The organism is Sphingomonas sp. PP-CC-3A-396 (assembly GCF_004343105.1).
Lineage (GTDB): Bacteria > Pseudomonadota > Alphaproteobacteria > Sphingomonadales > Sphingomonadaceae > Sphingomonas.
Genome location: NZ_SLYF01000013.1, coordinates 16,176 through 42,298, shown reverse-complemented (window position 1 = coordinate 42,298; position 26,123 = coordinate 16,176). Strand labels below are relative to the sequence as shown.

Here is a 26,123-nt window from a genome sequence, read left to right as displayed (position 1 = left end):
CTTCGCGAAAGCGAATGTCGCGGGGTGGAGCAGCCCGGTAGCTCGTCAGGCTCATAACCTGAAGGTCACAGGTTCAAATCCTGTCCCCGCAACCACTATCAACGACACCCCCGCAGCGCCCGCTGCGGGGGTGTCGTTGTTTCTGGCGTCCTTCTCTCTCACGCCCCCGGCCATTCGAAAATGGCACCAAACTGACGTGATCCCTGCCTTTCATCCAGCGGCAACCAGAGACCCGCCGTCGTTGTCGCGCAGGAGCGCGGGTGAAGCAACGGCCGGGTCTAAGCCCGCCCGTTGACTTCCGCGGCGAACGCCGCTGGTGTGGCATAGCCAAGTGAGGAGTGCGGCCGCTCGGTGTCGTAATCATCGACCCAGCGCGCGAGGATCGAGCGCGCCTGGCGGACCGTTAAGAACAGCGTCTCGTTGAGCAGCTCGTCGCGCATGCGACCGTTGAAGCTTTCGACGAACCCGTTCTGCGTAGGCTTGCCTGGTGCGATATTGTGCCACTCGGCGCCGGCATCGCCCGACCATGCGAGCACTGCGTTCGAGGTCAATTCGGTCCCGTTGTCGCTGACGATCATCCTGGGGGCGCCGCGCTCGGCGACCAGGTCGCCCAGCTCGCGCACCACCCGCTTGCCCAAGATCGACGTGTCGAGCACTGCCCGCAAGCATTCGCGCGTCACGTCGTCGACGATGTTGAGGATGCGGAACTGCCGCCCCGTAGCCATCTGATCGTGCACGAAGGCTCTCCTGAGCTTGTCGAAGGGTCCAGGCCCCTGCGCTGATTGGGCAGCGCCAACACCGGGGCCGGCGCAGTCGCGCCGAGGGCACGCCTTCGTCCCTTACGGCGACGCACTGTCAGACCTTCCTCGCAGTAGAGCCGCTGGGTCTTCTTGCGGTTGATCGTGATGCCGTCCCGGCGCAGCAGGATATGCAGTCGCCGATAGCCGAACCGCCGACGCTGCTACGCCAACTCACGCAGACGCGACCGCAGGTCGCCATCATCCCCCCGACACGAGCGATACCGCATGCTCGTGCGATCCGCTCCGACGACTATACACGCCCGCCGCTCTTCATCCCCAGCGTCGTCTGGAGATGCGCGACCGCTTCCCGCTTCGCGGCGGGCGTCACCATTTTTTTGACAGCAGGTCCTTCAGACCTGCGTTGTCCAGCATTGTGTCCGCCACCAACCGTTTGAGCCGGGCGTTCTCTTCCTCAAGCGCCCGTAGACGCTTCGCGTCGGACACCTCCAGACCGCCGAACTGGGCCTTCCAAGCGTAATAGGTGGCGCTAGGGCGGTTTCTGACCGTGCTGAATCATAAGGGGATTCCCGTCGCTGCGGTTTTCTGATTCAGGATTCCTGCCGGTGCAGGAGGCTGGCATGGATGGCGCGAGCATTGTCGGTAGATCTTCGGGATAGAGTTGTGGCGGCGATCGCGGGTGGTCTGTCGCGTCGGCAGGCAGCGGTTCGGTTCGGTGTCAGCGCCGCGAGCGCCGTCCGGTGGCAGCAGCTTGCAAACCAGCACGGGACGCCGGCGCCACAGCAGCAGGGCGGCGATCGACGTTCGATGAGGATCGAGGCGCATGCCGGTTTGATCCTGGAGGCTTACGAAACGACGCCCGACATCACCCTGGCCGAGTTGCAAGCGCTTCTGGCTGATCACGGCACCGAGGTCGCACTCGGCACGATATGGCGGTTCTTCGCACGACGCGGGATCACGCGCAAAAAAAGACCGCGCACGCCACAGAGCAGGATCGTCCCGACATCCTGAAGCGGCGCGAGGAATGGTTCGATGGTCAGCTCGATCTCGATCCCGAGCAGCTCATCTTCATCGACGAGACGTGGGCATCAACGAACATGGCACGTCGCTACGGCAGAGCGCCACGCGGCGAACGACTGCGGGCCGGCGTGCCGCACGGGCATTGGAAAACCACCACCTTCGTCGCGGGTCTCAGCCGCACCGGCATGATCGCACCTTGGGTGCTCGACGGGCCGATGAATGGTGACGCCTTCACGACCTACGTGACCCGCGTCCTGGTGCCCGAACTGTCACCCGGCAACGTCGTCATCATGGACAACCTGTCGAGCCATAAGGCGCCGGCCGTGCGCGCCGCCATCGAAGCCGCAGGTGCCAGGCTCCTGTTCCTTCCGCCCTACAGCCCGGACTTCAACCCTATCGAGATGGCCTTCTCCAAACTCAAGGCGCATCTGCGAAAGGCGGCAGAGCGGACCATTCACGGCCTCTGGGATGCCATCGGCCGTATCGTCGACCTCTACTCGTCCCAGGAATGCTCGAACTATTTCGCAGCCGCTGGCTACGATGCAGACTGATCAGAAACCGCTCTAGACATCCCGTGCCGGCGACACAGATCCGTCACCACAGCACCTGCCTCGGCTTCCTTCACAATGCCGATGATCTGCTTTTGAGAAAACTGCCTCCGCTTCATCTGTCCGTCCCTTTCCGGGGTTGGACCCTAGCTCCAGCTGGAGGAAAAAACGGGGGTCACGTCACTCCATCCTGCAGTTCCAAAAACACCTTACTTTGGTGTCCACGGAACTGGCAGCAGCTCATCCCCATGCCCTCGTCCGAAAATCCGCTAGGAGCCTCCGAGCGCTTCAACTGATAAGCGCCGTAAGACCGGGCTTAAAGGCCCGTCGCCTACCATGCCACAAGCTCAGCCATGGTAGGCGTACCCCCCCCAGCTTGCTGTAAAGGCGGAAGGATCTGTGCCGAGTACCTTGATTGAGTCGCCAGTAGAGAAAGTTATTAGGGAATCGTGGCCTGCCTTGGTCAGCGTCGGGGCGAGTCCGCTGTCTAAGTAGGCACGCAAATCAATGCTATCGCCCTTAGCCCAATCGGCAATTATGTCGTGGCCGCTGCCTTTCCCAAACTGGAACCGGTCGCCGCCAGCTCCGCCGGTTAGGACATCGTCGAATGTACTACCGATGATGATGTCGTTTCCGGCACCTCCCACAATCGTGTGGTTTCCGCTGTCGAACAGCATGTTCATCCAGGTGCCTTCGAGCTGATAGGTACCAGTGCCTCCAGCCTTCGCACTGTCGACGACGATATAATAGGTTCCCGTTGCCGCTGCAGTGAAGGTTGCAAGCGCATCGTTGCCCGATCCGCTATTGTCGTCGCTTGCCACCAGCTTGCCAGATGCGTCGTACACCTTGACCCGTGCATCACCCAGAGTGCCGAGGCCCGACCCTGCGGCCTCGACCGCAATTTTCATTGCATCGCCCTTGGTGACATTGATCGTGAACCAATCCTGGTCGCCTGCGGTCCCGATCGTATCGTTGACCTTACCGTACATGGGGAGCCCATGGTTGTTCTGCTCATGGCCAAATGCGCCCTCGGCGGTGCGGCCTTCCGCCAGACCCTGCGTAAGCCAATGGGTCAGTGCGTTGTTTACGGTCACGCCCGAGACTGCAAGATCCAGGTTCGACAGGAAGTATGCGGTCGCGTCGATTTTGTCGTTGCCACCAACGGTGGATACGGGGCTTGCCGGAGCCGGTATCGCGGGAACGCTCGGCGTCGATATCACGGGAACGCTTGGTGCCAATGTCTCGGGACCGCTCGGGGCCACTACACCCGGCGTAGCCGCGCCAGCAGCCGGAGTCTTATAGGCAAAGCCACCCCAGTTCGCCGAAAGCGACGACGGATCCGCACCCAGAAGTTTGATTGTATCGCCGGTCGCAAACGAGATCACCGTGTCATTGCCGACCTTGCTGATCGTCGATTGGAGACCGCTGTCGAGATATGCACGAAGATCGATGCTATCGCCCTTGCTCCAATCCGTGATCGTGTCGTGGCCACTGCCTTTCCCGAACTGAAACCGGTCGCTGCCAGCGCCGCCGGTCAGGACGTCGTCGAATGTGCTGCCGATGATAATGTCGTTTCCGGCGCTCCCTACAATCTTATGACTGCCGGTGTCGAAGACCATGTTCATCCATGTACCTTCGAGCTGATAGGTTCCGGTGCCGCCAGCCTTCGCGCTATCGACAACGATGTAATAAGTCCCCGTTGCCGCAGCGGTGAAGGTCGCGAGCGCGTCGTTGCCCGACCCGCTATTATCGTCGCTGGCGACGAGCTTTCCGGATGCATCGTAAACGCTGACACGTGCGTCGGTAAGCGTGCCAAGGCCCGAACCGGCAGCCTCGACCGCGATCTTCATTGCATCGCCCTTCGTAACGTCGATCGTGTACCAATCCTTGTCGTTGGCAGTCGCGATCGCGTCCGTCACCTTGCCGTACATTGCCAGCGTGTGGTTAGTCTGTTCATGCCCGAATGCGCCTTCGGCCATCCGACCGTCGGCATAACCATGCTGAACCCAATGCTCCATCGCGGTGGCGACGGTGACGCCTGATGCCGCCAGATCGAGATTTGAAAGGAAGTAAGCTGTCGCATCAAAATCTTTCGTCGACAGCGGTGCCGAAAGGACTTTGGTTACGTAATAGGTGGCAAGCGCATGGGCGTCGGTTCCCACCAGTTTGACCACATCGGGATTGGCAGCCGCATATTGCGCGGCATTGAAACCGACCGTCGACAGGCCCTTGGCTGCCCCTTGGGTAATGTAATCCAGCGTCAATGCAGCGGTATCAGCTCCGTATTTTCGTGCCAGCACCGGGTTGGAGGCGGCATAAAGCATCGGATCGAACGTCGACAGCGAGCGTCCAGCAGCCTTGCCCGACAGTGCGTAATCGAGCTTGCCCGCTTCAGCATTGGCACCAAGTTTGGCGATCAGACCCGGATTTGAAGCGATGTAGAGCAGTCCGTCGATCTGCGTATCCCTAAATTGTTGGATCGTCAGGGTCGTCCCGGCGATCGTCACACGTTCGACCGATGTCAAAACATCGGTTTCGCTCGCGCTGACAACCCGCACGGTGCCATTCGTATCGCGTGTAACAACATAGTCGGCGAGCTTGCCGTCGAGCTGCAGCGTGTCGATGCCCGTACCGCCGTCGATGAGGTTGATGCCGCCGCCGCCCTTGAACACGTCGTTCCCGGCGCCACCGCTCAGCACATTGTCGTTCGTGTTGCCGATGATGACGTTGGCGGCATCGTTGCCGGTGCCCATGCGCGCAGTCCCGGCCAGTGTCAGGTTGCGCTCGTCGCCAATCAGCACATGGTCGGTCGAACTGAAGACCGTGGTGGATAACGTCCAGCCGGTGGCTGTCGCTTCCAGGTTGCGGGCGTCGACGCCTTGCAGCGTTATCGACTCGCCGGTCGAAAAATTGATTACGGTATCGGCGCCGACCGTCGCCAGCGTCGGCTTGCCACCCATCTTCAGCAGCGCGCTGACGTCGATGGCGTCGGCGTCTCCGCCCGCGCCGAAATCGGTGATCACGTCCTTTCCACCACCTGCGGTAAAGCGGAAAATGTCGTGACCGGAACCACCGGTGAAGATGTCCGCACCCTTACCAGCGACAAGCGTGTCGGCACCGGCCTTACCGTCGATCGCGCCGCCTGCATCGATCGCAACGAGCACATTGTCGCCTGCGTCGCCAATGGGCGGAGTAGGTTTGGCGGCAGTGGCACCAAACAGCGCGCGGAACGTGTCCGACGCGGCGCCCAAGACGCCGTCGGACAGCTTTCCAGCGAAATCCGCGTTTGAATCCCAATAAATAGCATAGGCCGGATCGTGCGTGTCGAACCATTGTTTGACCAGTGCGATGAACGGGCTGGCCGCCGACGAATTGACGCCCCATTCGCTGTAAGCGGTTTGCTTGCCGTGCGCTGCTGCAAAATCCTCAAGCCATTTAAGGCCGTTGGTCGTGTTCTTCATATAGTTGAACGCCTGAACCGGATCCTTGATGCTCCAGCTCTGCTTTGCGTCCCAGTAAAAATCCATGCCGATGTAATCAACATATTTGTCACCGGGATAGGCCTTCACCACATTGGCATTGGTGGACCCCATGTTTACGTTCCACTCGAACTTGAACTTGTCGGACACCGACCGGAACGCATCGACGAAATTCTGGAAGTTTTTGACGTAGTTGGCCTCCTTGCCGCCTGCCGCCCATGGCATCCAGTCGCCGTTGAACTCCTCTCCCGTGCGGATGATGATTTCTGCCTGGTCGCCATATTGGGCAAGCAGCGTCTTGGCAGCTTGAACGTAATAATTGTCATAAGCGTGGGCAGCGCCAGCGGCCAGCGACCCGCCATTGACGAAAAGAGGGATAGACCACCGAACCTGGGCATCTACATCCTTGATCAGGCCGGCCGCCCAGCCGATGCTGCCCATCCAGTCGGACCAGTTCGCCCGGCCGGTCTGCGCTGCAATAATGCCTACATTTCCGCCAAGCCAGTTTTCGGCTTGTTTCAGATCCTTTACGTCGTTCCCGTAGAATATGCCCGTTATGGTCATGTCGTAGCCCCAATCCCCGCAGTTGCCGCTAGCTTACGTAAGGTGCCATTAAGACCGGACGTTCGAGAATGGTTAGCGACGGCGTAATCAATCGCTTTGTCGATGATGGTGTCACGGCGACATTCACGCTATTAAGCGAACAATTATGTCCAGCACCCGAGCCGCTCGCTCATCTCAAGACGTATTACGGCTCATCGGACCGGTAACGGTGTTGACCGTCCTGCTGGTCCTTTGCTTGGTAGCGTTGAATGGTGCGCTCCAGATGGCCCGGATGGAGCGCGACGTGTCGGCTTATGCTTCGGGTGGCGATGCGAACACGCTCAGGCTGACGCTCGATCGATCGAGATATGACGATCCCGACATGATGCTGATGGCGGCCCGCGGTTATGGAGCGCTGGCGGTGCGTGCACGCCAGACCCCGGACCGCGTGCAATCGATGGCGGCAGCGCAGCATTACGTAACCGCGGCACTCCAGGCACGTCCGGATTCGGGCGAGGCATTGGTGCTTTCGGCTTCGATCGCATCATTGGACGATAACGGCAGGGCGGTCGAATCCTATGCCGCCAGCTTTCGTGCGGCACCGTATCTGCGAGCAGAGAGCCTTTGGCGAATGAAGTTCGGGACCATGCATTGGCACGAATTGGATCATGCGACGCAAACGGCGATGCTGCGCGAAGCTGCGTGGGTCGCGGAGATTACGCCCAAGGATCGAATGACGGTAATAGCTATACTGGGCGATACGCCTGCAGCCGTTCGATTTGCGACCGATGGGGCACTGCATCTGGATTAACCCGCCGGTTGGATGGTGCGACCCCGGCCATCCCGTTCGATTGCAGGCTGCTGGAATCGGCGCATCCCCGACAGGATGACAGCCGGAACAAAAAATTGGCTATTTGGGCCGCGTCGGTCAGCGATCGCTGTCGCACATTCTTGCGGCGCCAAAGCCGCCATGGTTGCGTCCGCAGCGCTTAGCCACGCATATAGATCGAAGATGTCGCGGGACGCCTTTTCGTGCAAAGACGATAAGTGAGCCCGCCGGTCGGTGGCGACTTGCCGTTGACCGGGGCAATTAATGGGGGATACAGTGTCTATCATCAGCATGCACGTCCCTGCGGGAGCTGTTTTGCCTGCCTGCCAATATTTTCGGTTCGTAGACCGCCGTACTTCTGGAGGTTTGCATGAGTGACGGAACGCAACGCACTGCGGCTACGTTCAGCGATGCTATGACCACATTTTTAGACTTAGCGCGGGTGGTCGCGACGAACCTCGTCTTATTCGGGCACGCCAGCCAGATTTTCTACCCGCCGCAGGCCATCACGACTGGCGGCATCGGGGTTGTAATCTTCTTTCTACTTTCCGGTTTTCTCATTACGCTGACGACGGCACGAAGATGGGAGCGACCAGGACTCCAGTTCAGAAATTTTATGATCGACCGGGTAGCGCGTATTTTCACGCCCTTTATTCCTGTCTTGATTGCCGTCGCGCTGACCAATGTTATTGTGGGTATCGCACCACATCCTATTTTGGGCGTGAACACTGGACCTTTTGCCTTCCTTGGCAACATGCTGCTCTTGCATGACTATCCGGTGTTTCAGTTCCTGTCGCACTTTGGCCCGGTGGCGAACGTATATCCGCGAGCCTATAATGCAGCAGAGCCGTTTTGGACGATCCCGATAGAATTTTGGACATATGCCGTATTTGCTTTCGTGGCGTTCGTCCTCGTTCGTCGAGAAAAGCCAGGCCTGGTATCTTCGGGATTGCTGCTTATTGGACTGCCAGTATTCATCTGGAACGGGTTTGCGGGTGGAGCGGGTAATCTCAGCTTGCTCTGGATCTTGGGTTCTATCGGCGGCATTCTCTGGCTAAATATGCAACTAGATCGTCGGGCGCGTATCCGCCTGGGCGGAGCAATCCTGGGCTTTGGCCTGTTGTGCGCGGCCGGACGCATCGCCGATGCGGGCTTCAAAAGCTACGACATGCACATGAATCTGCTTGCCGCGATGATTTTCTTCGGGATGGTCATGATCGTCAGCGCTTTCGAGCGTTGGCCAAGCCTTATTGCCCGACCTATCGCATTCCTCGCCAGCTACAGTTATTCGCTGTACCTCGTTCACAATACTGTAATTATCGTTTTTCACGAGCGGTTTCAGGGAATTAGTCCCGAAGTTCGCTTCGTGAGCGGCATGATCGTTGCGCATGTCATCGCGATCGTAGCCTATTACCTGTTCGAACGGCACTATCACGCCGTCGGCCGCTACTTGAAGATGCGTCTTCCTTCCACCGGCGCATCTATACCTTCGACAAGTGTAAAGCCTTTTGGATAAAGGCTGTTGTAACGGCATACCCGACATATTTCCGCAAGCTCGGCACCTATCGCCCAATGCGCTCTCCGAATCACTCGGCATCACCGTCGCGCCTGAGCGTGGCCATCATGGCCGCCGGACGCGCGGTCAGACGACGACCTGAGAGGATCGAGCGCGGTCGGCGCGGCCCAGCACGGTGCCTGAGAGGACGGCGGTCAGGGCGACGAGCGCTGGAATACTCAGCGTGATGTCGACGCATGCGCAGGCGAAGACCAGCGTCACGGCAAATGTTTGCGCCAGCATAAGCGGGTCCGCAGAATCCAATTTCCGTGCCCGAACGAGGATCCGAATGCCCGCGATCACGGCAACGGCCATCAGGCAAGGGAAGGGCCAGCCCGCCTCGAATGCGGTTTGCACGACGATGTTATGTACGGCGCCGAAATTCCACAGGATATCGACATTGGCAGGCGTCAGGTGCGCGGCGTTCACCGTCGGAAATGAGCCGAGCCCATAACCAAACCATGGCGCGCGATTAGCGAGCGCCAGATGATGTGTTAAGGCCATCCAGCGATCAGCCGCATCGATTGAAAATGTCTCGAAGCGCCCAGCGACCGGCGCCTGTAGAAAAGCGAAAAACCCCGCGCAGATTAGCGCTATCGCGACTGCCATGATGACGCGTCGCACGCGTCCCCGTGATCGTAGGCGGCGCCGGGCCGGAATGGCGAACAAGGCGACGACCGCAACGATACTGCTGACCAGGCTGGCCCTCGATCCTGTCAGCGCGCATGCAGCGAGACCGAGGGCAATCGTCAATACGCAGATCATCGCCATGGCCAGAAGGGGGATCGGCCAGCCGCGCCCGGTGCTCTGCCGGACAGCGACCTGCAGCCGACCGACAGCCAAGACAGCGATCACGCCAAATGTGCAGGCAGCTGCATTGGGATTGAGCAGCGTGCCGGTAAAACGCTGTTGCGCGAGGCCCTTGTCATATCCCCAAACGTGCAACGGATCCTCTTGCCGCAGGCCCAGGGACAGGATGATATATGCTAGTCCCAAAACGACGATGACGTCGATGAAACGCCGCGTCAGGCCCATCCTGGCACCGATCGCAAATCCGGCGACAAGGCACGCGAATGCGCCGGCGAGATTGGCCAGCCCGACTGTGGCGCTGATCGGCGTCGGACCATGTCCGAAGGATGGGATGCTGGCCCATAACAGAGCGGCGATGATTGGTACGATCACCGACGCTAGCGATCGCCAGAGAACGGGATCCGGCCGCAACAAAATCACAACGATAATCGCTACCATTACGTCGGCGACTGCCGAGATCGCCGAAAATAGCGTGGTGTTTGCGCCAAGGTCGACCAACTGCGCGAAGACGAGCATGGTAAGCAGGCAGGTCGCGGTATGCGAGGCCCCGTTGACGTGGCGGCGCCGGGGAAAACCCGTATATCTATTCGCGGGCTGCAAGCGGAAAGGCTTTGCAGGAGCGACCGCGTAGGGCGTCACCGCGTCGAACGATCGATTGCGTCGATATACAGCGCCTTGGTCGTCGCTCCAATTGCGGCCCATGACGTTCCTGCGTTGGCAGGGCGCGGTGTCGGTGGGGACGCTGCGGCGCGCTCGATCGCATCGGCCAGCGCTCTGGGATTGGCGGGCTCTACCTGTTCGCCGTCGCTGCCGGAAATGAAGTCTTCTTCGAACACGCCAACCTTGCTCGCGATGATCCATTTGCCCAGCGGGCGGACGAGATAATACACACCGCTCGCATCGATCTGGCGATAGGGAAACAGGAAGCCGTCCGCCTCGTCGAACAAGGCCGCCATTGCCGGCTCGGACAGCCGGCCGAGTCGGAGCTCGATGACCCTGCCGAGACCGAGTTCGGCGATCCTTGCCTCGATCGGCGCCATGTCCATCATCGGCGCACCGGCGACGATGATCCTCACGCGCTCGGGCCGATCCATCATACCCAGCGCCTCGACCAGGATATCGATACCCTTATATGGCTTTATCTGACCAAAGATGACGAACGTCAGGCGCGGATCACGATGCAGCGGTCGCGGCAGCGCCTCGGCAGGCTCGATCGCCAAGGTGAGCGGCCCGTGCGGTATGATCGATATCTTGTCGCGTGCGATGCCTTTGGCGGCCAATGTTTCCAACGCGGATCGCGTATGGACGATGACGCGATTCGAGATCCGGGCAGGCCAGTAAAAGCCGAATGTCTGGATGAACGATATCGTTTCGCCATTGAACGGCGTTGCGTCGTGCACTGTCATCACGACAGCCCGACGGCGCTTTACCAGCAGCATGAAGAAGGCGTCGACTACGGGAATGACCGCCCACTGAACATGCAGAACCGCCGCATGCTTGCGGCGCAACAGGCACAGCAGCCGCCACCATCCCATAAAATGCGCGGCGCTTTTTAAGATCTTGCGTCCCTTGGCGCCAATCCACCGGATATCTTCTACGTGACGGTAGAAGATCGGGCGCGTGACAGCAGCAGGCAGATCGCCCCGCTGCCCCCGGCGCAGCGGGCGCACCGCCCAAAAACACCTGACGTGAGCGGTCGCCAATCCCTCGCCTAAACCGGTATCGTAGGGACCGGTGAAAAGCGAGGGATCGAGCAGTACGGCGGTCATCGCGCCGTGATCATCGACGCGCGAAAAGGACGCCATGGCGCGATCAGGCCTCGTGATACTGACGATACATCGAATAATAATAGGCCGGGTTGTCGGCACCCACGGACTTTGCCTTGGCGCTGGCCATCGACAGCACGATTCCCGACAGCGGCGTCCCATCCTGTTCGAGCAGCGACAACGCGGCACGCACAGCACGCCGCGGCGTGTACTGCCAATGGACGACCATCACGGTCGTGTCCGACATGGCCGCCAAGGTCCTGGCATCCGCAACCGCAAGCAGGGGTGGTGTATCGAGCACGACATAGTCGTACCGATCGGACAATTCCGCGACCAGAGCGCGCATAGCGTCGCCGCTGAACAGATCCTTTGGCGTGAACGACGGCTTGATGAGCGGAAGGATATCCAACCCGTTGACACTATCATGCACGATCGCGGCGTCGAGCTCTGCTTCACCCGAAAGCACTTCGATCAGACCTGCGGTGGGCGGGACTGGCGTAAGGGCGGTCAGGCTGCCGCGACGAATGTCGCAATCGACCAACACGATCCGGTCGCCGCTGAGCGCCATGACGCGGCTAAGCGCGGCTGCGGTGCTGCTCTTGCCTTCGCCCGGGACCGCAGAGACGATCGAGATCACGCGCGGACGAGGCTGTACCGCGAGGATGGCGGACGTGCGGATCGTGCGCAACGCCTCGGCATAAGTCGACATGGGACGGGCCGCGATATAGTCGGGCGGCGACATGTCGGACATGCCGTCGCGCTTCAACCGTCGGCTCGACAACAGCGGTAGCGATGTCAGGAACGACACGCCCAGGCCGCGTTCGACATCGTCGACGGTCCGAACACCTGTAGAAAGAAGTTCGATCAACAGCGCGGCCAAGAAACCGAGCACCGCTCCAAGCACTACACCCAAGAGCGCGTAGAGCACCTTGTTGGGCGATGAGGGCCGTGACGGGACCGTCGCTTTCTCGATCACAGACCCTTGCGGTTCCGAGCTGCGCTCTTGTTGATTAGTCTGCTGCGCCTGCTGCGCAAGCTGGTTATAGACAGTCCGCTTCGCTTCAGCTTGGCGCTCCAGGCTTGCAGCGGTGACTGCAGCGCGCGTGTCGCCCGCCTGCTGGCCACGAAGCCGCGTCAGATCCGCTCGCAAGCTACCCGCGCTTGCGCCGGCTGCTCGCGATTCGGATTCCAGGCCGCCGATGATACGACGCGCCTCGTCCTGCAATGCCTTGTCGATACCGGACAACTGGTTGGCGACGCGGATCGACTCGGGATGCCGGGGACCGTAACGCGCGTTGATCTGCCCCAATTCGCGCAACACTTCGCCGCGTTGACGGCGCAGCTCGGTGATCGTTGCCGAACTCAGGACGCTCGACACGGCATCGAGGCCGCCGCGCGCGATCTGGCCGCGCGCGGCGTCCAGCTTTGCGCGCGCTGCAGCCGCTTCGGCTTCCGCCGTCGCAAGCTGGCTCGAAAGCGGCGCGACCTGCTGGTCGGTGATTGTACCACTCGTTCCACCTTCGACGATGCCCGCCTGCGCGCGGTATCGCGCGACCGCGGCATCGGCGCTCTGGACCTGGTCGCCTAGAGTAGCCAGCCGGGCGTCGAGCCATTTCGCCTGACGTGCCGCCGTTCCGGTACGCCGCTCGACGCTGCCGTCGAGATATTCTTCGGAGAATGCGTTCGCGATCCGCGCGGCCCGGTTGGCGTCGTCGTCCCGGTAGACAATGTTGACGATATAGGTCGATGGCTCGCGCGTAACGGTCACGTTCGCGATCAGCTTCGATACGATCGCATCGTTGAGATCACGCGCCTTCTCAAGGCCTTTCGTGAAGCTCGCGTCAGACGTGAGCTTCAGGCGCTCCGACACGCTGGCGGCGATGTCGCGCGAGCGCATGATCGAGACTTCGGTATCGACGACGCTCTGATCGGGCTGCTCGGACGTATCACGCGCTGTCGACACGTCGACCCGTTGGAGGGGATTAATCTTTAGCCTGACATTGGCGTTATACTGCGGTGTCACCAGCAACGACACCGCGATCATCGCGACGGTCACGAACACAACGACAGCAGCCATCAAAGGCCAGCGACGCCCAAACAGGTCGATCAGCATGCCGAAATCGAAACCGCGTGGCGATTGCAATTCGGACGAAGGGGGAGGGGAGGTGCCCGCGTTCATTGATCGTTCCTGTTTCATATCGGAAGCTATTTAACCCAACACTCGCGCGCGGCGCACAAGATTGACATCAAATCTGGTAGAGCAGCGAAACCGACCCGCGGAGTTCATCGAAGCGCAGGCCGAGCGGCTCGCCCGTCGATCCGCGATCGAGATAATCCACGCCACCGCTTATCCCAACGCGGCGGTTCGCGAAGAAATCGGCGCCGATCCCCAGATTATAGTATCTGTCGCGACGTGAGATATTTTTGAACACATCGCGTTCATACGTACCGTGCAGGTTGACCAGCAGGTTCCGCAACAATTCGTGATCGGCGCGCAGTCCGACCCTGTTCGCGAAAAAGCCGCCCGAGCCCGTCGTCACCGCGTCCTCGATCAACCGACGTCCGGTCAGTGTGATCGTGGTCAGCTGCGTAATGAAATATTCGATACGCACATCAGCGGACAGGCCGGAAATTGATCCATATGCCGGCGACGAATAGCGCCGGTCGACATAACCGACGCCTGCCGATCCGCGGATCAACTCAGTCAGATCGAATGTCACACCCGCAAGGATCCGCGATTCCTTGGAATCGCGATTGCCAAGGCCGCCGATCGCTGTCCTGCTATCATACGAGGAATCGGCATAAGTATACTGCACAAAGGCTGCGGTATCCGGGGTCGCGGCAAATTCGGCACGTGCGCTGCCCCGTGCGACGGTCCGGTCGCGCGTATTTTGCGCGATAATCGACCCGTCGAGCGCGCGGCTGTTGCGGAAGGTGAAGCGATTAACGTCACCAATCGCCAGAAGGCGGATGCGCCCGCCCTGATAGACGCCGCGCACTTCGCCCGTCGATGCGACATATTGCACGGATTCTGCGGCGTTTACCGGAAACGCACCCGAATATTGCGATTCATAGGCGCGGCGGACGCGTCCAGTCGCCTGGATATAGCTGTTGCCGAGGTCAAACCGACCGATAGCCGAAGCGTCTAGGCCGTTTTCGTTTTTGGGCGTCTCGCTTGCGAACCGCCGGAACGCACCGCCAACGTTGATCGCCAGCGAGTTTCGCGACCAGTTCGAATTGATATAGACCGAGGGATCGACGCCCGCGAACGCATCGCCGGTGGCACCGTTTTCCTGGCCATAGACGTTGCTCGAATAGCCGCCGCTCAATCGCACGCGTGGATACAGCGTAAAGCTGTTCAGGCGAATGCCGAGTGCTTCGTAATCCGGGCGCGGCCGTTCCACTACGCTAACATTGCGTCCGCGGCTGACGTCCAGTGGAACCTCGGAGGCAAGGAAGGAGCTGCCGACACTCTGGGTGTTCTGCGCCGAGGCTACGCCACCCGCGCCGATCGTTGCCAGTAACGCCCCACCGAAAGCCGCGCTCTTTTTCATCTGGATTTTCAAAGCCTATAGTCCGATCCGACGCCGACGCTGAAGGAAGGCAGGCCGGCAATGATTGCCGTTCCACCGGAGGTTACGCCTGTCCCCAAGCCACAGGTCAGCCGCGTTTGTCCAAAGGCGATAGACGGACCAGAAAGCAGCGGCGCACCGACTATAATATCAATCTTCATCGGGCCCCCCTGTATATCCGGCCGCGTTACCACCCTACATATATTTGCTACGCTTTACGGCGCCAGCGCAATCGATGGCTAAGCCAATGTGTCAGAAAAATCGCTCACCTACGCGGATTGTGTCGCCCGGCATGATCATAACGTCGCTGGTCAGCTTGATTTTTTGCTCTTTGCTGCTGCCCGACCGCTTCACATAAACATATTTTTTGTTCGCACGGTAGGTAAAGCCCTGCGCCGTGGCGACTGCGTTCATCACCGACAGGCCGGCCGTGCTCGGATATTCGCCGGGCTTGGTCACTTCGCCGAGGATATAGAAGGGACGGAACGTCAACACATCGATCCCGACACGTGGATTGATCAGATATCCATCCGCCAGCATACGCTCGATATTAACCCGCAGCGCGCCCGCAGTGGAGCCCGCAGCCTGAACCTCGCCGATTAACGGCATGGATACCTTGCCGTTGGCATTTACCGGATATTCGCCGGTCATCGACGGCTCGTTGAATACCGTGATGCGAACTTTGTCGGCAACGCCCAGCGTATAGTCGCTGGCGTCCATCGCGCTTGTCGGTGTGGTGGCCGACATTGCGGATGGCGTCGTCGCAGGGACTTGCGTCGCGCTTTGGGCTGAAGCGGCATGCAATTGCAGCACACAACCCACCAGCACCATTATCATTACGGTCCACGCCTTGCGCATCGTCAAGCCTTATAAAAACGGAGCGAAAAGGTCCATTGACGCGTCCTTGCGCGGAATCGTCTCTATGTGCAAATGCGGATTTACGCCGCAGTTTGTTGAATTAGCTACAAAATGGGACTGACGCGTTCAAGACCGAAGTGCTGCGGCGTCGATTTCGGTCGCTGCCATATGACGAACGGGCGCAGAATATGGAGACGATACAGGCAACGTGCTGCGCCATACATCGCTTTGCCCCGTGCTCTGCCGCATGATCCATACATAGGGCGCCTTGGCCCAGAAATTTATGTACGGCGTGCGGCTATCGAGCACATAATCGCCCTGCTCGGTCCGTGCGACCAGGACGAGGTGCAGTCCGGCTCTGCGCTGATATCCGATCGCGAAATATAGATCCTGCGCGGGGAAGCCCGCCTCGATCAGGCGCAGGCGTTTTTCGATTGCGAGATCCTCGCAGTCGCCCACGGCATTACGGCCGGTTCCCGACCGATTCCATTGATCGCGCGCGCCGCTGTCCACACGTTGCGTGACGTTCGCGTTAACGTAGCGGTTGATGTGCTTGACCAGGAACATGCGATCTCGCGCATCGATCGGTGCGGCATTTGGACTGCCAGCAGGGGGGACACCCGCAAGTTGCTGACACAAAAGCCCGTCTCGCTGGCATAGATCGACATATCCTGCGGGAGGATCGGTCGGATCGCCCTCGATCATTTCGGAGGCGAATGGATGAGCGAACGCCGGTGTGGTGCACCAAACCATAAGTAAACCGGCACAAGTCGACATCGTCGTTCTGAAAATGCTTGATCGCAACATGGGCTGTCCTCCCTGAGCGATCGAGGTACGCGGGCAGGTCCTCCCATCCCGTGGACAGATGTCGTTGATGGCCAATTAACGACGATTTGCGGCGCTGCAGCGACGGTGCGGTGGCAAACCAAACTTTAACCGCTTGGGGAGTATGTTTTCGTCGTCGCTTGCGTGGTCGCAACGCTGGAGAATGTAATGACCCCGTCCTTTTCGTCGTCTCATGACGATAAACGCCAGTCACAGGGCGGTCCGGCGAACGTGCGTTTGCAGGCCGCACTGCGGCGCTGCCGACCGCATTTCTTTGGAATACTGGTCATTAGCGCGACCGTTAATATCCTGTATCTGACACCGACCATCTACATGATGCAGGTGTATGACCGCGTGCTATCGACAGGCAGCGGCACCACCTTGCTGATGCTCAGCCTTGCCTGTCTCGGCGGATTGTCCGTGATAGGATGCCTGGATTGGATCCGCTCGCGTCTCATGGTGCGTGCCACTGCGCGGTTCGACGCGGTACTGTCGGAAGATACGCTGCGCGCGGTTCTCACGCAGCCCTCGCTCAGTCGGCAGGAGCGTTCGGAGGCGATGCGTCAGTTCGACACGCTGCGCCAGGGGATAGGTGGTGCTGCGTTGCTGGCCGCCTTCGACGCGCCTTGGGCGCCGATATATATTCTGGTCTCGTTCCTGATCCATCCGGCCCTCGGCGCCATGTCGGTCGCGGCATGCGCGCTCCTTGTCCTGCTCGCGTGGAGCAACGAACGGGCGACGCACCGGCGGCTTGCGCAAGCGAACGCTGCGGCTGCCGATGCGTATGCCAGCCAGGGGCACGTCTCTGCCTATGCCGCCGAAGTGCGCGCTTTGGGGATGCACGAGGCGCTGATCGAACGACAGTTACGCGACCGTGCCGTCGCAAACGATCTGCAGATCACGGCGAGCTTGGCGCACGGCAACCATACCGGTCTGATAAAGTTCGTACGACTGGTTCTGCAATCTGCGGCTCTTGGGCTGGGTGGCTATCTTGCGATTAACGGTGCGATCGGAGGCGGGGCGGTATTCGCTGCGTCGCTGCTGCTGTCCAAGGCGGTGCAGCCTATCGAACAGCTGGTCGGATCGTGGAAGGGGTTGATGGCGGCGCGCGACAGCTATGGTCAGCTCAGTCGCATTCTGGAGGCGGGCGTCCCCATCGTCCGCACCCGTTTGCCCGAGCCCACGGGCCTGGTGGACGTCGAACAGATCACTGTCCTGACCCCGCAGAGCGAGCGCGTCGCGCTTGCGGATATCAACTTCCGCGTTGAGCCGGGCGAATTGATCGGGATCGTCGGGCTTAGCGGATCGGGCAAAAGCTCGCTGTTGCGCGCGCTTGCCGGCGCGGTGACGCCCGCGCGCGGCGTCGTCCGGTACGACGGCGCGGCATATGCCGACTGGGACCCCGCGCAGATTACCCGGCATCTTGGCTATCTGCCGCAGGAATTCGCGCTGTTTCCGGGCACGGTAAAGGGCAATATCTCGCGTTTCGCGAGCGAGACCGGCGCCGATCCGCAAGCGATAGATGACGCGGTGATCGCGGCAGCGCGGGCCGTCGGCGCACACGACTCGATCGTCCGGCTGCCTGCAGGCTATGAAACGCTGATCGGTCACGGCGGAGTTGGTCTGTCGGCAGGGCAGACCCAGCGGATCGCACTTGCGCGGGCTCTGTACGGCGATCCGAAAATTCTCATTCTCGACGAGCCTAACGCCCATCTCGATGCGGAAGCGGATTATGCGCTAATCCAGCTGCTCAGTTGTTTGAAGGCGAAGGGTGTGACGGTAATACTGGCGGCGCATAGCGGCGACATCCTGGCTTCGGTCGACAAGCTTTTAATGCTGCGAAACGGTCGCGTGGCTCGCTTTGGCCCGCTGAACGATGCGATCGCGCGTCCGCTCAACCTCCACAAGATGGCCTGATCATGTCTCAATCCCTGCATATCACCGACGATGGCGCCATCGCTCTTCCCGATACGGCGCGCCGAGGCGGTCGTTCGCGCGGCAATGGCGATCCGACCCGCGAACTGCGGATGGCAGGCATCGTAATCACCGCGTTTCTGGCGGTCGGGATCGGCTGGGCAGCGATTGCGCCACTCGACGCCGCGGTCGCGGCGCAGGGGACGGTAAAAGTCTCGGGCGAGCGCCGTAAGTTGCAGACGATGGACGAGGGGAGCATTTCGGCGTTGTACGTCGCGGAGGGGGCACATGTTCGCGCTGGCCAGTTGCTCGTCGAGTTCGCCGCGACCGATGCGCGTGCCAACGAGCGGGCGCTCGCTTCGCGCGTGATCGGTCTTCAGGCTGAGATAGCTGCGCTGCAGGCGGAAAGCTCGGGGGGCAGCGTCATGCGTCCTGCGGCCTTCGCGGCCTATACCGGCGACGACAAGGTGGAGGGCGAGCGGGCATTGGCCAGTGCTGCGTTGCAACTCCAGGCCCGGCGTGCGGCGGGTGATGCGCAACGCGCAGTCCTGGGGCAACGCGTTGCGCAGGTCGGCGACCAACTCAGCGGATACCGCGTGCGCAGCAGTTCGGCGGATACGCAGCGTCATTTGCTGAAAAGCGAACTTGCAGGCATTCAGAGCCTTGCCGACAAGGGCTATGCGTCGAAGAACCGTGTCCTTGAGATGCAGCGCAGCGTTGCCGATCTTGACGGATCCGCAGGGGCGCTCGTATCCGAAACTGCCCGGCTGCATAGTGTTGCAAGCGAAACCCGGCTGCAGATACGCCAGACCCGGTTCGACGAGATGCAGGCAACCACGACGCGGCTGCGCGAGGCGTTTACCGAGCTCCAGACACTGTTGCCGCAATGGGCAGGCGCGCGCGCGCAGGTCGCGCGTACGCAGGTTCGTGCACCTGTCTCAGGCACCGTGGTCGGTTTGCAGGCCCATAGTACCGGCGCCGTGGCTGCACCCGGCATGACCTTGATGGATATCGTTCCCGACGATCGTTCCCTTACCATCGAGGCGCGTGTTCCCGTCACCGAGGTCAATCAGCTGCACGCGGGGCAGGCGGCTCGCCTGCGGATCGTCGCCTTGCATGGCCGTGATGTCCCTATCCTCGACGGCATAGTGTCGCGCGTATCCGCCGACAGCTTTACCGACGAACGTACCGGGCAGTCCTTCTATACGATGAACGTTGGCGTCAGCCCCGCCGAGCTGGCGCGCCTGCGGCGTTCGCAAGGTCGTATAGGGGTGCTGCGCCCTGGCAATCCCGTGCAGGTCATGGTTACCCTGCGTCCTCGCAGCGCCCTCAGTTACTGGTTCGAACCGCTGACGCAGACCCTGACGGGCTCGTTGCACGAATCTTGATCCGTCGCGCGAATTTTGATCCATTGTGGGATAGTGTGTTGCCACCGTTTGCTCGCTTTGCGCGCGGGGCGGCTGTAGAAGCGCGTCGATGGAACTAGGATCCTTGTCCCTGCACTGGATGCGTATCCGGGCGCGTCCCGAATTGCTCGGCATCGTCGTCCTGGGCGCCATGGCGATGCTGTTTGCGATCGGTGTCGCGATATTTCTGACGGTGGTAAACCGGCCAACGGTGTCACGGATTGTTCCGCCACCCCCCGTGGTCGCGACAACCGGTCCGGTTGCGCATCCGGACGCGCCTGTTCAGCTTGATGACGCAATGACCGAGGCTTTGCTGCAACCGTTACAGGCACAGCCGATGACGCGCGATCAGGCAATCGCGTACAATGCGACGGTTCCCATGTCGACGGAACCAAATCCTGCCGCAGCGATCTTCCAGTTGGGCAAGGCAACCCCGGTGGACATTCAACGCGCGACCGATTGCCTGACCGCCGCGATCTATTTCGAGGCTGCGCTTGAACCGGCATCGGGGCAGCGCGCGGTCGCGCAGGTCGTGTTGAACCGGGTGCGGCATTTCGCCTTTCCCAAAACCGTCTGCGGCGTCGTGTTCCAAGGATCGGATCGCCCGACCGGGTGCCAGTTCACGTTCACGTGTGACGGGGCGATGTCGAAGAAGATCGACAATGATTTGTGGGAACGCGCGCGCGTCAACGCGCTGGCTGCCCTGGGCGGGCATGTCGAGCCGCGTATCGGCCATGCCACGCATTATCACGCGATATACGTCGCGCCCTATTGGCAGCCCTCTTTGCTGAAGGTTGCGGCGGTTGGGCTCCACATTTTCTATCGCGGCATCGGTGCCTGGGGACTGCCGCCATCTTTCACCGCCCGCTATGCAGGTGGCGAACCCGATATCGCAGCGATGGCGATGGTCGTTCCCGCGCCGGTTCTACCGCCACCGCTGGTGATGCCCAGCACTATCGTTACGGTGCCGATGCCTTCGACGGTGAGCGACCAGATGTCGATCCGGGAACCGCAGTCGATCACGCCTGATCCTGCAAGCACTCGTTTGCCCATTCCCGAACCGTCGAAAGTGACGCCACCGCCATCACAGGACGCCAAATCCAAAAAACCTGTGTTCGTCGTGCCTAGACCGCCGATGACACGACGCTTGCCGCTTTAAAAGCTTGCCGCGAATACGAACTTTACAGATAGGCTGTGCTGCGCTGCAAAATCTACGCATGTTCAGTTGGTTGGGGGAATGCCGATGATTACCATGGTCGTGCCGACGCGCAATCGGGCCTATACGCTTCGGAAAGTGCTCCCATCCTATTTGTCGCAGCCTGGTATCACCGAACTGATTCTGCTCGACGATGCTGGCGACGATGAGACCAGCGCAGTGCTCGCGGCACTCGCGCCCCAATTTCCGGCCGTAACCTGTCGGCATATTCGCAACGACGAGCGTCGGGGCGCGGCCTTTAGTCGTCAGCGTGGCGCCAAGCTGGCCAGCAATGACTACATCCTGTTCTGCGATGACGATGAATATCTCGAGCCCGATTATGCCGCGACGTGCCTGGAGCTGCTGCAGCGCCGCCAGGCGGGCGCGGTTTCGGGCCGCCGCGTCTATATGCGTGACGGCGAGCGGCCTGAGCAGGCGCTGGAGCGTTTTGGCTCGGGATCTCGTCGACGCCCCTTCTTCCAGCATGTCCTGCTGCAGATCGTCAATGGCGCGCATTTCAGTGGCGAGATGGAGGTGCCGTTCACGATCGCCAATATCCTGACCCGTCGCGATCTGCTGACGCAATTTCCGTTCGACGGCCATTATGCCAAGGGCAACGGGTATCGCGAGGAAAGCGATTACCAGATGAACCTTTACGTCAATGGTCAGTCGATCTGGGTGACCAATGCGACGCACACGATCCACATGCCGATGTCCGAAGTCCGAACCGGCGGACAACGGGTCAGCGAATGGCAGCGGTTTCGGTGGTCGGTTCATTACGACGGCTATTTCATCGATAAATACCATGCCGCCTATCGCCGCCGGTCGGGCAATCGCCATCCGCGGCTCTTGGTCAAATCACTGTCGGCAGCATATTTGTTCTGGCGCAGTTTCGTGCGTCCGCCCCTGTATAACGTAGTAACACGTCTGACCGATCGCAAACCCGCATGACAGAGGTGGCTGAGGGGCGGCCGTCGTTTGCCGCCCGGCACGTGAAGCAACTCCTGCTACTGTTGAAGGTCGCGAATCTGGGCGCGATCACCGCCTATCAGTTCGCGCTGATCTTCGTGCTCATCCGTACCGTGGGACCGACGCTTTACCCCTGGCTGATTTTCATGGCGGCGATCGGCAACTATGTCCTCAGCGCCGACCTGGGTTTCTCGGGGTTCGTCTATGCCGACGTGCGGCGTAATTTTATTGACGGTTTGCTGCCGAGCCGGCTCGGGTTCGTAAACCACGCATTGCTCATTTACATCAGTATCGCGCTTGGCGCTTCCGCTGTTGCGGCGATAGCTATCACGCTATTGCCTGGGCTGGGTGTCGCTCTCAAAGTCGCATTGACGCTTTATTTCCTCGCAACGGTACTTGGACTGCCCTGGACACTTATCCGCCGGATCGCGACTGCAGTCGACCAATTCGTCGCGATCGAGATAATCGAACTTGCACGGCGCGTGGTCATGCTGATCGTTGCGGCCTGGATGCTAAATGGCCTGGGGTTCAGCGGATTTGCCGTTCTGAGCGTGGTTATCTGGATCGTGGCGTTCGCCGCGGCCTTTGTGTTGATTGCAAAGCGCGGGATCCGCGTCCGTCGATCGTCGCCCCGTATTCTCGCGGGCTTTATAGCCGAAAACCGGTCCGGCTTGTTCCTGACCGGTGGACTGACGAGCCTTGACTTCGCGATCTACAATTTTCCGTACATGCTGATACCCGTATTGTTCGGCAGTGCGGCTCCGCTTGTTGTCTACGACCTATTCTACAAAATCTGCCGCTTCGGCGGGACTGCGTTCAGTGTTGCACTGGAGACGGCACTTCCGTTTCAAACACGCGCCTTTCACGCAGGCAATCTAGGTGAAGTGAAGAAATACCAGCGCAGCGCCATTGCGCTCGGCCTGATACCCCTGATCGGGGCGTCCGCGCTTCTGCTGTTGTTCGGGCAACGGCTTTTTGCAGTGCTGCTGAATCATGCGGTTCCGATCGATCGGGAAATAACGTGGACTATGGTTTTTATGCTGGCTGCGATCCTTTTTCAGGCAGCCGCAGGAACTTTTCTGGGTGCGATCGGTAAGTTCAGTCAGATCACGCGTCTCGCAATGGGCGCATCGATCGGTATGACGGTGCTGACGCTTGTAACGTTTGTGGTGCGGCTCAGCTTTGATACGTTCATGGCCGCGTATGTCGTTGTCTATATTGGCTATGCTATCGTCTACCAGATGCTTTTTCACCGCGTCGTGACACCGGCGACGCAGGATGCGGCTCGTGCTGAATTGACACGGCGATGACCGTCGCATCGTCTGCTACACGCGATTTTTTAAGGGGCTGAAAGTGCTGCCGATGAGAATCCTCTTTCTCTCCCACTCACCGGACGACGAGAACGGGGGGGCGTCGCGCATTTACCATATGCTGACCGCCGAACTGCGCGCGCGCGGGCATTCGGTAGACCTGTTTCATATGGAATCGATGGGGCTCCCCCAGAACCGGCGCGCGCAGCTTGCGGCCCAACGCTTGGCGATGCCGTCGTATCTCAGCCGGTTCGGTGCACGGCAGGTTGAGGGTAAAAACTATGACGTTGTCATGTCGTCGTCGGGCATGGCGGCGCCGCTCTTCGCGCAGTTGCGTAGCAAGGCGAACCGTCCGCTGCTGGTCAATCATCTCCACGGCTTGACCGTCTACGATCACCTGGCCGCCGTCACGCAAGAGATACTCGGCTACAGTTTGCGCCGGCGGTTGTACAAGCGGCTTTCGGGACCGTTGCAATGCCGCTGGGACGATCGGGGCATTCAAACGGGGGATCTGACGATCGTACAAAACCTGCGGGATCTCGCATGGATCCGCGATCATCGGTTGTCGGGGCATGCGTTGACGATGATCCCGGCCGCAGTCCATCCCTCGTTGATCGAGGCGAGCAAGGGCGCGCGCATCGATCGCGACGGGACGATCGAGCTGCTATGGTTCGCCTCGTGGGAGCCGCGTAAGGGCGCACAATATCTGCCAGGCGCCTTTCGCCAAATTCGCTCGCGGTATCCCGATGTTCGCTTGACTATCGGCGGTACCGGTATGAAGCCCGCCCAGTTGCTGCCTGAATTCGCGCCGGAGGACCGCAAATCGATCGGTGTCTTGGGACGCGTCAGCGTCGCCGAGCAGGCGGTCCTGTTCAAACGAGCTACGATTTTCTTATTTCCCTCGCTGTCCGAAGGGTTCGGCTTGGCACTTGCCGAGGCGATGTGCTTCGGCATGCCCGCGGTGAGCGGCGCCACCGGCTTTGCCTCTGATTTCTTGCAGAATGGCCGCGACGTTATGATCGCTCCACCGTCGAGCGAGCATATTGCGCGGGCGGTCATTGCGCTGCTGGGCGATTCTGCCGAGCGCGCGAGAATCGCAGCCAACGGCGAAGAGGTCGCGCGGACCTTCGACTTGGCGCGTATGGCGGACAGTTACGAAGCGGGGTTCGCTGAAGCCCTGGCGGATCTTCGATCGACGCGCTGAACCATAGCTGGACCTAATCCGGCTTGCATCGGTGCGGTTAGGTGCTTCTTTCTCAGTGGTTTCTATCGAACGAGCAGCTTGCTAAAACGACACTAGAGCATCGCGATCGCTGCCTGGAAGGATCAGGCATTTTTTGCGCGGCAGCGATAAATGCGTACGGCTGTGACGGTCGATCGATTGATTATGGAGTTCAGATGCCGCAATTCCTTTCGCCGTCTCGCCGCGATAGTCCACGAGGTGGCTGGACCGGGTCGTCCGAGCTGACAGATCTCGATCGGATGCCATGGGGACAGGCAACCATGCGTCAGATCATTGACGCCCCTTTGGGCAGCGGGGAAAGATTGCTGCTTCGGTTAGCATGTGCGGCTCTCGCCTTCCTGATTCTCAGTCAGAAAATCGCCTTTCCAATGATCATCGAAGTTGGATTTTATTCCACCTACGCGTTGGTAATGGTGCTGGTAGTGCGCAATGTCGGCGTCATCGATCCGGTCCGCATGATCGGCTACGTCGCGGTCATGACAACGTGTGTCCTGGTCACATTGCTGTCGCCTCTCCATCCCAGCTTTTCCGTCAATGCGGTCGTTTTTCTCGTATTCATCCACCTGCCATTCATCATAGTCGTCAATGTTCGACGGACATTTTACCTGAAAATGATCAGATGCCTGCAGTGGATCGGCATCATCGTAGCGACTTTTGTCTATCTCCAGTGGCTCCAACAGTTCGCCGGCATGAAAATGCTGAGTATTGAAGATTTTGTTCCGGGTGGTTTTATATTTCCCGGTTTCAATTATATTCAAAAAATAGACTATTTTTCGAAATACTATAAGCCAAATGGATTCTTTATGATGGAAACATCAAACGCATCCCAATTACTTGCGATCACCGTCGTTGTCGAATTATGTCTGTTTCGGCGAATATCTACCCTGGCCTATTTGTTCATAGCGCAGCTCGCTACGCTGGGTGGAACGGGCATGGTCATGACGTTGGCGGCGCTGCCATTCGTTCTGCGCTATGTCGGCATCAAGCTCGTGGTGGCAGGTATCGTCGTCCTGCCGCTGGCGTTGGGTATGGCCGCATATACCGGGGTACTCGACAACGCGATTAACCGCTCAAGCGAATTCAGCAAACCCAATACCAGTGGCAATGGACGGTTTGTGAACCATTTCGTCGTTGCCGCGAAGAGCGCCTCGGTCGATTCCGATCATGCGCTGTTTGGCATTGGTGCAGGCAATGTCAGCCCGTTCCACACCGATTTGACGACGGTTTTCCTACCGCTGACGAAGTTATCGATCGAATATGGTATCCCTGCGGCGCTGCTGTTCACCGCCTGGATGACCTATTGTCTTTTCACCGCAGGCGTTCCGCTCATCATCACGTGGCCGGTATTCATGCTGTTCAACATGCTCGGTGGCGCGCTGCTGATCCCTGTCAACACCTATTACGGTCTGCTGCTGTCCAGCCTGTTTGTGCCCAATCGCGCTGTCGGCATGATCCGCTCAGGACGGCTGCGACGCGATTGCCCACCGCGGTCCGCGGTTCGCGATCGCCCACACTCCAGCTAA

General features: G+C 59.9%; 18 protein-coding genes, 1 tRNA gene and 2 pseudogenes. 11 read left to right on the top strand and 10 right to left on the bottom strand.

From position 1 onward, the window contains the following. Positions 1-18: 18 nt before the first annotated feature. Positions 19-95 (top strand) — tRNA-Met (locus C8J40_RS19170). Between the two features lie 204 nt (positions 96-299). Here the strand turns inward: C8J40_RS19170 and C8J40_RS19165 are convergent. Then, a pseudogene (locus tag C8J40_RS19165) lies at positions 300-1,286 on the bottom strand (IS3 family transposase); the annotation flags it as partial. Positions 1,287-1,382: 96 nt separating this feature from the next. Here C8J40_RS19165 and C8J40_RS19160 point away from each other — a divergent pair. Then, a protein-coding gene (locus tag C8J40_RS19160) for an IS630 family transposase (protein ID WP_132898383.1) occupies positions 1,383-2,329 on the top strand; the annotation gives its coding sequence in 2 pieces (ribosomal slippage) (positions 1,383-1,719 and positions 1,719-2,329; 948 coding nt in all). An 8-nt stretch (positions 2,330-2,337) separates the two neighbouring features. On the opposite strand, the pseudogene C8J40_RS19155 reads toward C8J40_RS19160, so the two are convergent. Both C8J40_RS19155 and C8J40_RS19150 read right to left on the bottom strand, forming a co-directional pair. Beyond that, a pseudogene (locus C8J40_RS19155) lies at positions 2,338-2,445 on the bottom strand (transposase); the annotation flags it as partial. Between the two features lie 228 nt (positions 2,446-2,673). Beyond that, positions 2,674-6,369, bottom strand: a complete 3,696-nt coding sequence (locus C8J40_RS19150; protein WP_132898381.1) for a pre-peptidase C-terminal domain-containing protein — start codon at positions 6,367-6,369, stop codon at positions 2,674-2,676. 262 nt (positions 6,370-6,631) lie between these two features. Between C8J40_RS19150 and C8J40_RS19145 the strand changes: the two genes are divergently transcribed. Continuing rightward, complete coding sequence (locus C8J40_RS19145; RefSeq protein WP_165911529.1) at positions 6,632-7,159, top strand: hypothetical protein; 528 nt, start codon at positions 6,632-6,634, stop codon at positions 7,157-7,159. Between the two features lie 388 nt (positions 7,160-7,547). Further along, positions 7,548-8,693, top strand: coding sequence for an acyltransferase (locus tag C8J40_RS19140; protein ID WP_132898379.1), 1,146 nt, complete (start codon positions 7,548-7,550; stop codon positions 8,691-8,693). A 126-nt stretch (positions 8,694-8,819) separates the two neighbouring features. On the opposite strand, the gene C8J40_RS19135 is transcribed toward C8J40_RS19140, so the two are convergent. The 7 genes from C8J40_RS19135 to C8J40_RS19110 form a co-directional block, all read right to left on the bottom strand. Next, positions 8,820-10,058, bottom strand: a complete 1,239-nt coding sequence (locus tag C8J40_RS19135; protein WP_165911528.1) for an O-antigen ligase family protein — start codon at positions 10,056-10,058, stop codon at positions 8,820-8,822. A gap of 119 nt (positions 10,059-10,177) precedes the next feature. Beyond that, the gene (locus C8J40_RS19130) at positions 10,178-11,311 is read right to left on the bottom strand and encodes a glycosyltransferase (RefSeq protein ID WP_165911527.1); all 1,134 of its coding nucleotides are present in this window, start codon (positions 11,309-11,311) and stop codon (positions 10,178-10,180) included. Positions 11,312-11,354: 43 nt separating this feature from the next. Next, positions 11,355-13,487, bottom strand: coding sequence for a polysaccharide biosynthesis tyrosine autokinase (locus tag C8J40_RS19125; RefSeq protein ID WP_165911526.1), 2,133 nt, complete (start codon positions 13,485-13,487; stop codon positions 11,355-11,357). A gap of 67 nt (positions 13,488-13,554) precedes the next feature. Then, positions 13,555-14,712, bottom strand: a complete 1,158-nt coding sequence (locus C8J40_RS19120) for an outer membrane beta-barrel protein (protein ID WP_165911525.1) — start codon at positions 14,710-14,712, stop codon at positions 13,555-13,557. A 158-nt stretch (positions 14,713-14,870) separates the two neighbouring features. Further along, on the bottom strand, positions 14,871-15,041 hold the full coding sequence (locus tag C8J40_RS20465; RefSeq protein WP_165911524.1) for a hypothetical protein: 171 nt from the start codon (positions 15,039-15,041) through the stop codon (positions 14,871-14,873). Between the two features lie 91 nt (positions 15,042-15,132). Then, positions 15,133-15,738 carry a polysaccharide biosynthesis/export family protein gene (locus tag C8J40_RS19115; RefSeq protein WP_132898374.1) on the bottom strand — a complete coding sequence of 202 codons (606 nt, stop codon included), beginning with the start codon at positions 15,736-15,738 and terminating at the stop codon, positions 15,133-15,135. Between the two features lie 126 nt (positions 15,739-15,864). Then, complete coding sequence (locus C8J40_RS19110; protein WP_132898373.1) at positions 15,865-16,545, bottom strand: transglutaminase-like cysteine peptidase; 681 nt, start codon at positions 16,543-16,545, stop codon at positions 15,865-15,867. Between the two features lie 186 nt (positions 16,546-16,731). On the opposite strand from C8J40_RS19110, the gene C8J40_RS19105 reads away from it, so the two are divergent. The 7 genes from C8J40_RS19105 (at position 16,732) to C8J40_RS19075 (ending at position 26,123) form a co-directional block, all read left to right on the top strand. Beyond that, a complete protein-coding gene (locus C8J40_RS19105) occupies positions 16,732-18,480 on the top strand; it encodes a type I secretion system permease/ATPase (RefSeq protein WP_132898372.1) in 1,749 nt (582 codons plus the stop codon). 2 nt (positions 18,481-18,482) lie between these two features. Continuing rightward, positions 18,483-19,865 carry an HlyD family type I secretion periplasmic adaptor subunit gene (locus tag C8J40_RS19100; protein WP_132898371.1) on the top strand — a complete coding sequence of 461 codons (1,383 nt, stop codon included), beginning with the start codon at positions 18,483-18,485 and terminating at the stop codon, positions 19,863-19,865. An 88-nt stretch (positions 19,866-19,953) separates the two neighbouring features. Next, a complete protein-coding gene (locus tag C8J40_RS19095; RefSeq protein ID WP_132898370.1) occupies positions 19,954-21,042 on the top strand; it encodes a cell wall hydrolase in 1,089 nt (362 codons plus the stop codon). Positions 21,043-21,126: 84 nt separating this feature from the next. Next, positions 21,127-22,029: a glycosyltransferase family 2 protein gene (locus C8J40_RS19090; RefSeq protein WP_165911523.1), complete on the top strand. Its 903-nt coding sequence runs from the start codon at positions 21,127-21,129 to the stop codon at positions 22,027-22,029. Then, positions 22,026-23,357 (top strand): hypothetical protein, encoded by a 1,332-nt coding sequence (locus C8J40_RS19085; protein ID WP_132898368.1) that lies wholly within the window; start codon positions 22,026-22,028, stop codon positions 23,355-23,357. Before C8J40_RS19090 ends, C8J40_RS19085 begins: the two co-directional genes overlap by 4 nt. Positions 23,358-23,409: 52 nt before the next feature. Continuing rightward, complete coding sequence (locus tag C8J40_RS19080; RefSeq protein WP_132898367.1) at positions 23,410-24,561, top strand: glycosyltransferase family 4 protein; 1,152 nt, start codon at positions 23,410-23,412, stop codon at positions 24,559-24,561. Between the two features lie 194 nt (positions 24,562-24,755). Continuing rightward, the gene (locus tag C8J40_RS19075; RefSeq protein ID WP_132898366.1) at positions 24,756-26,123 is read left to right on the top strand and encodes a hypothetical protein; all 1,368 of its coding nucleotides are present in this window, start codon (positions 24,756-24,758) and stop codon (positions 26,121-26,123) included.

Excerpts from the sequence above, each read along its gene's own strand:
- C8J40_RS19085 (WP_132898368.1), top strand. The coding sequence starts at position 22,026 with ATGACAGAGGTGGCTGAGGGGCGGCCGTCGTTTGCCGCCCGGCACGTG.
- C8J40_RS19140 (WP_132898379.1), top strand. The coding sequence starts at position 7,548 with ATGAGTGACGGAACGCAACGCACTGCGGCTACGTTCAGCGATGCTATG.
- C8J40_RS19110 (WP_132898373.1), bottom strand. The coding sequence starts at position 16,545 with ATGTTGCGATCAAGCATTTTCAGAACGACGATGTCGACTTGTGCCGGT.
- C8J40_RS19090 (WP_165911523.1), top strand. The coding sequence starts at position 21,127 with ATGATTACCATGGTCGTGCCGACGCGCAATCGGGCCTATACGCTTCGG.
- C8J40_RS19105 (WP_132898372.1), top strand. The coding sequence starts at position 16,732 with ATGACCCCGTCCTTTTCGTCGTCTCATGACGATAAACGCCAGTCACAG.
- C8J40_RS19095 (WP_132898370.1), top strand. The coding sequence starts at position 19,954 with ATGGAACTAGGATCCTTGTCCCTGCACTGGATGCGTATCCGGGCGCGT.
- C8J40_RS19080 (WP_132898367.1), top strand. The coding sequence starts at position 23,410 with ATGAGAATCCTCTTTCTCTCCCACTCACCGGACGACGAGAACGGGGGG.
- C8J40_RS20465 (WP_165911524.1), bottom strand. The coding sequence starts at position 15,041 with ATGAAGATTGATATTATAGTCGGTGCGCCGCTGCTTTCTGGTCCGTCT.
- C8J40_RS19145 (WP_165911529.1), top strand. The coding sequence starts at position 6,632 with ATGGCCCGGATGGAGCGCGACGTGTCGGCTTATGCTTCGGGTGGCGAT.
- C8J40_RS19130 (WP_165911527.1), bottom strand. The coding sequence starts at position 11,311 with ATGACCGCCGTACTGCTCGATCCCTCGCTTTTCACCGGTCCCTACGAT.
- C8J40_RS19135 (WP_165911528.1), bottom strand. The coding sequence starts at position 10,058 with ATGCTCGTCTTCGCGCAGTTGGTCGACCTTGGCGCAAACACCACGCTA.
- C8J40_RS19125 (WP_165911526.1), bottom strand. The coding sequence starts at position 13,487 with ATGAACGCGGGCACCTCCCCTCCCCCTTCGTCCGAATTGCAATCGCCA.
- C8J40_RS19115 (WP_132898374.1), bottom strand. The coding sequence starts at position 15,738 with ATGCGCAAGGCGTGGACCGTAATGATAATGGTGCTGGTGGGTTGTGTG.
- C8J40_RS19100 (WP_132898371.1), top strand. The coding sequence starts at position 18,483 with ATGTCTCAATCCCTGCATATCACCGACGATGGCGCCATCGCTCTTCCC.
- C8J40_RS19150 (WP_132898381.1), bottom strand. The coding sequence starts at position 6,369 with ATGACCATAACGGGCATATTCTACGGGAACGACGTAAAGGATCTGAAA.
- C8J40_RS19075 (WP_132898366.1), top strand. The coding sequence starts at position 24,756 with ATGCCGCAATTCCTTTCGCCGTCTCGCCGCGATAGTCCACGAGGTGGC.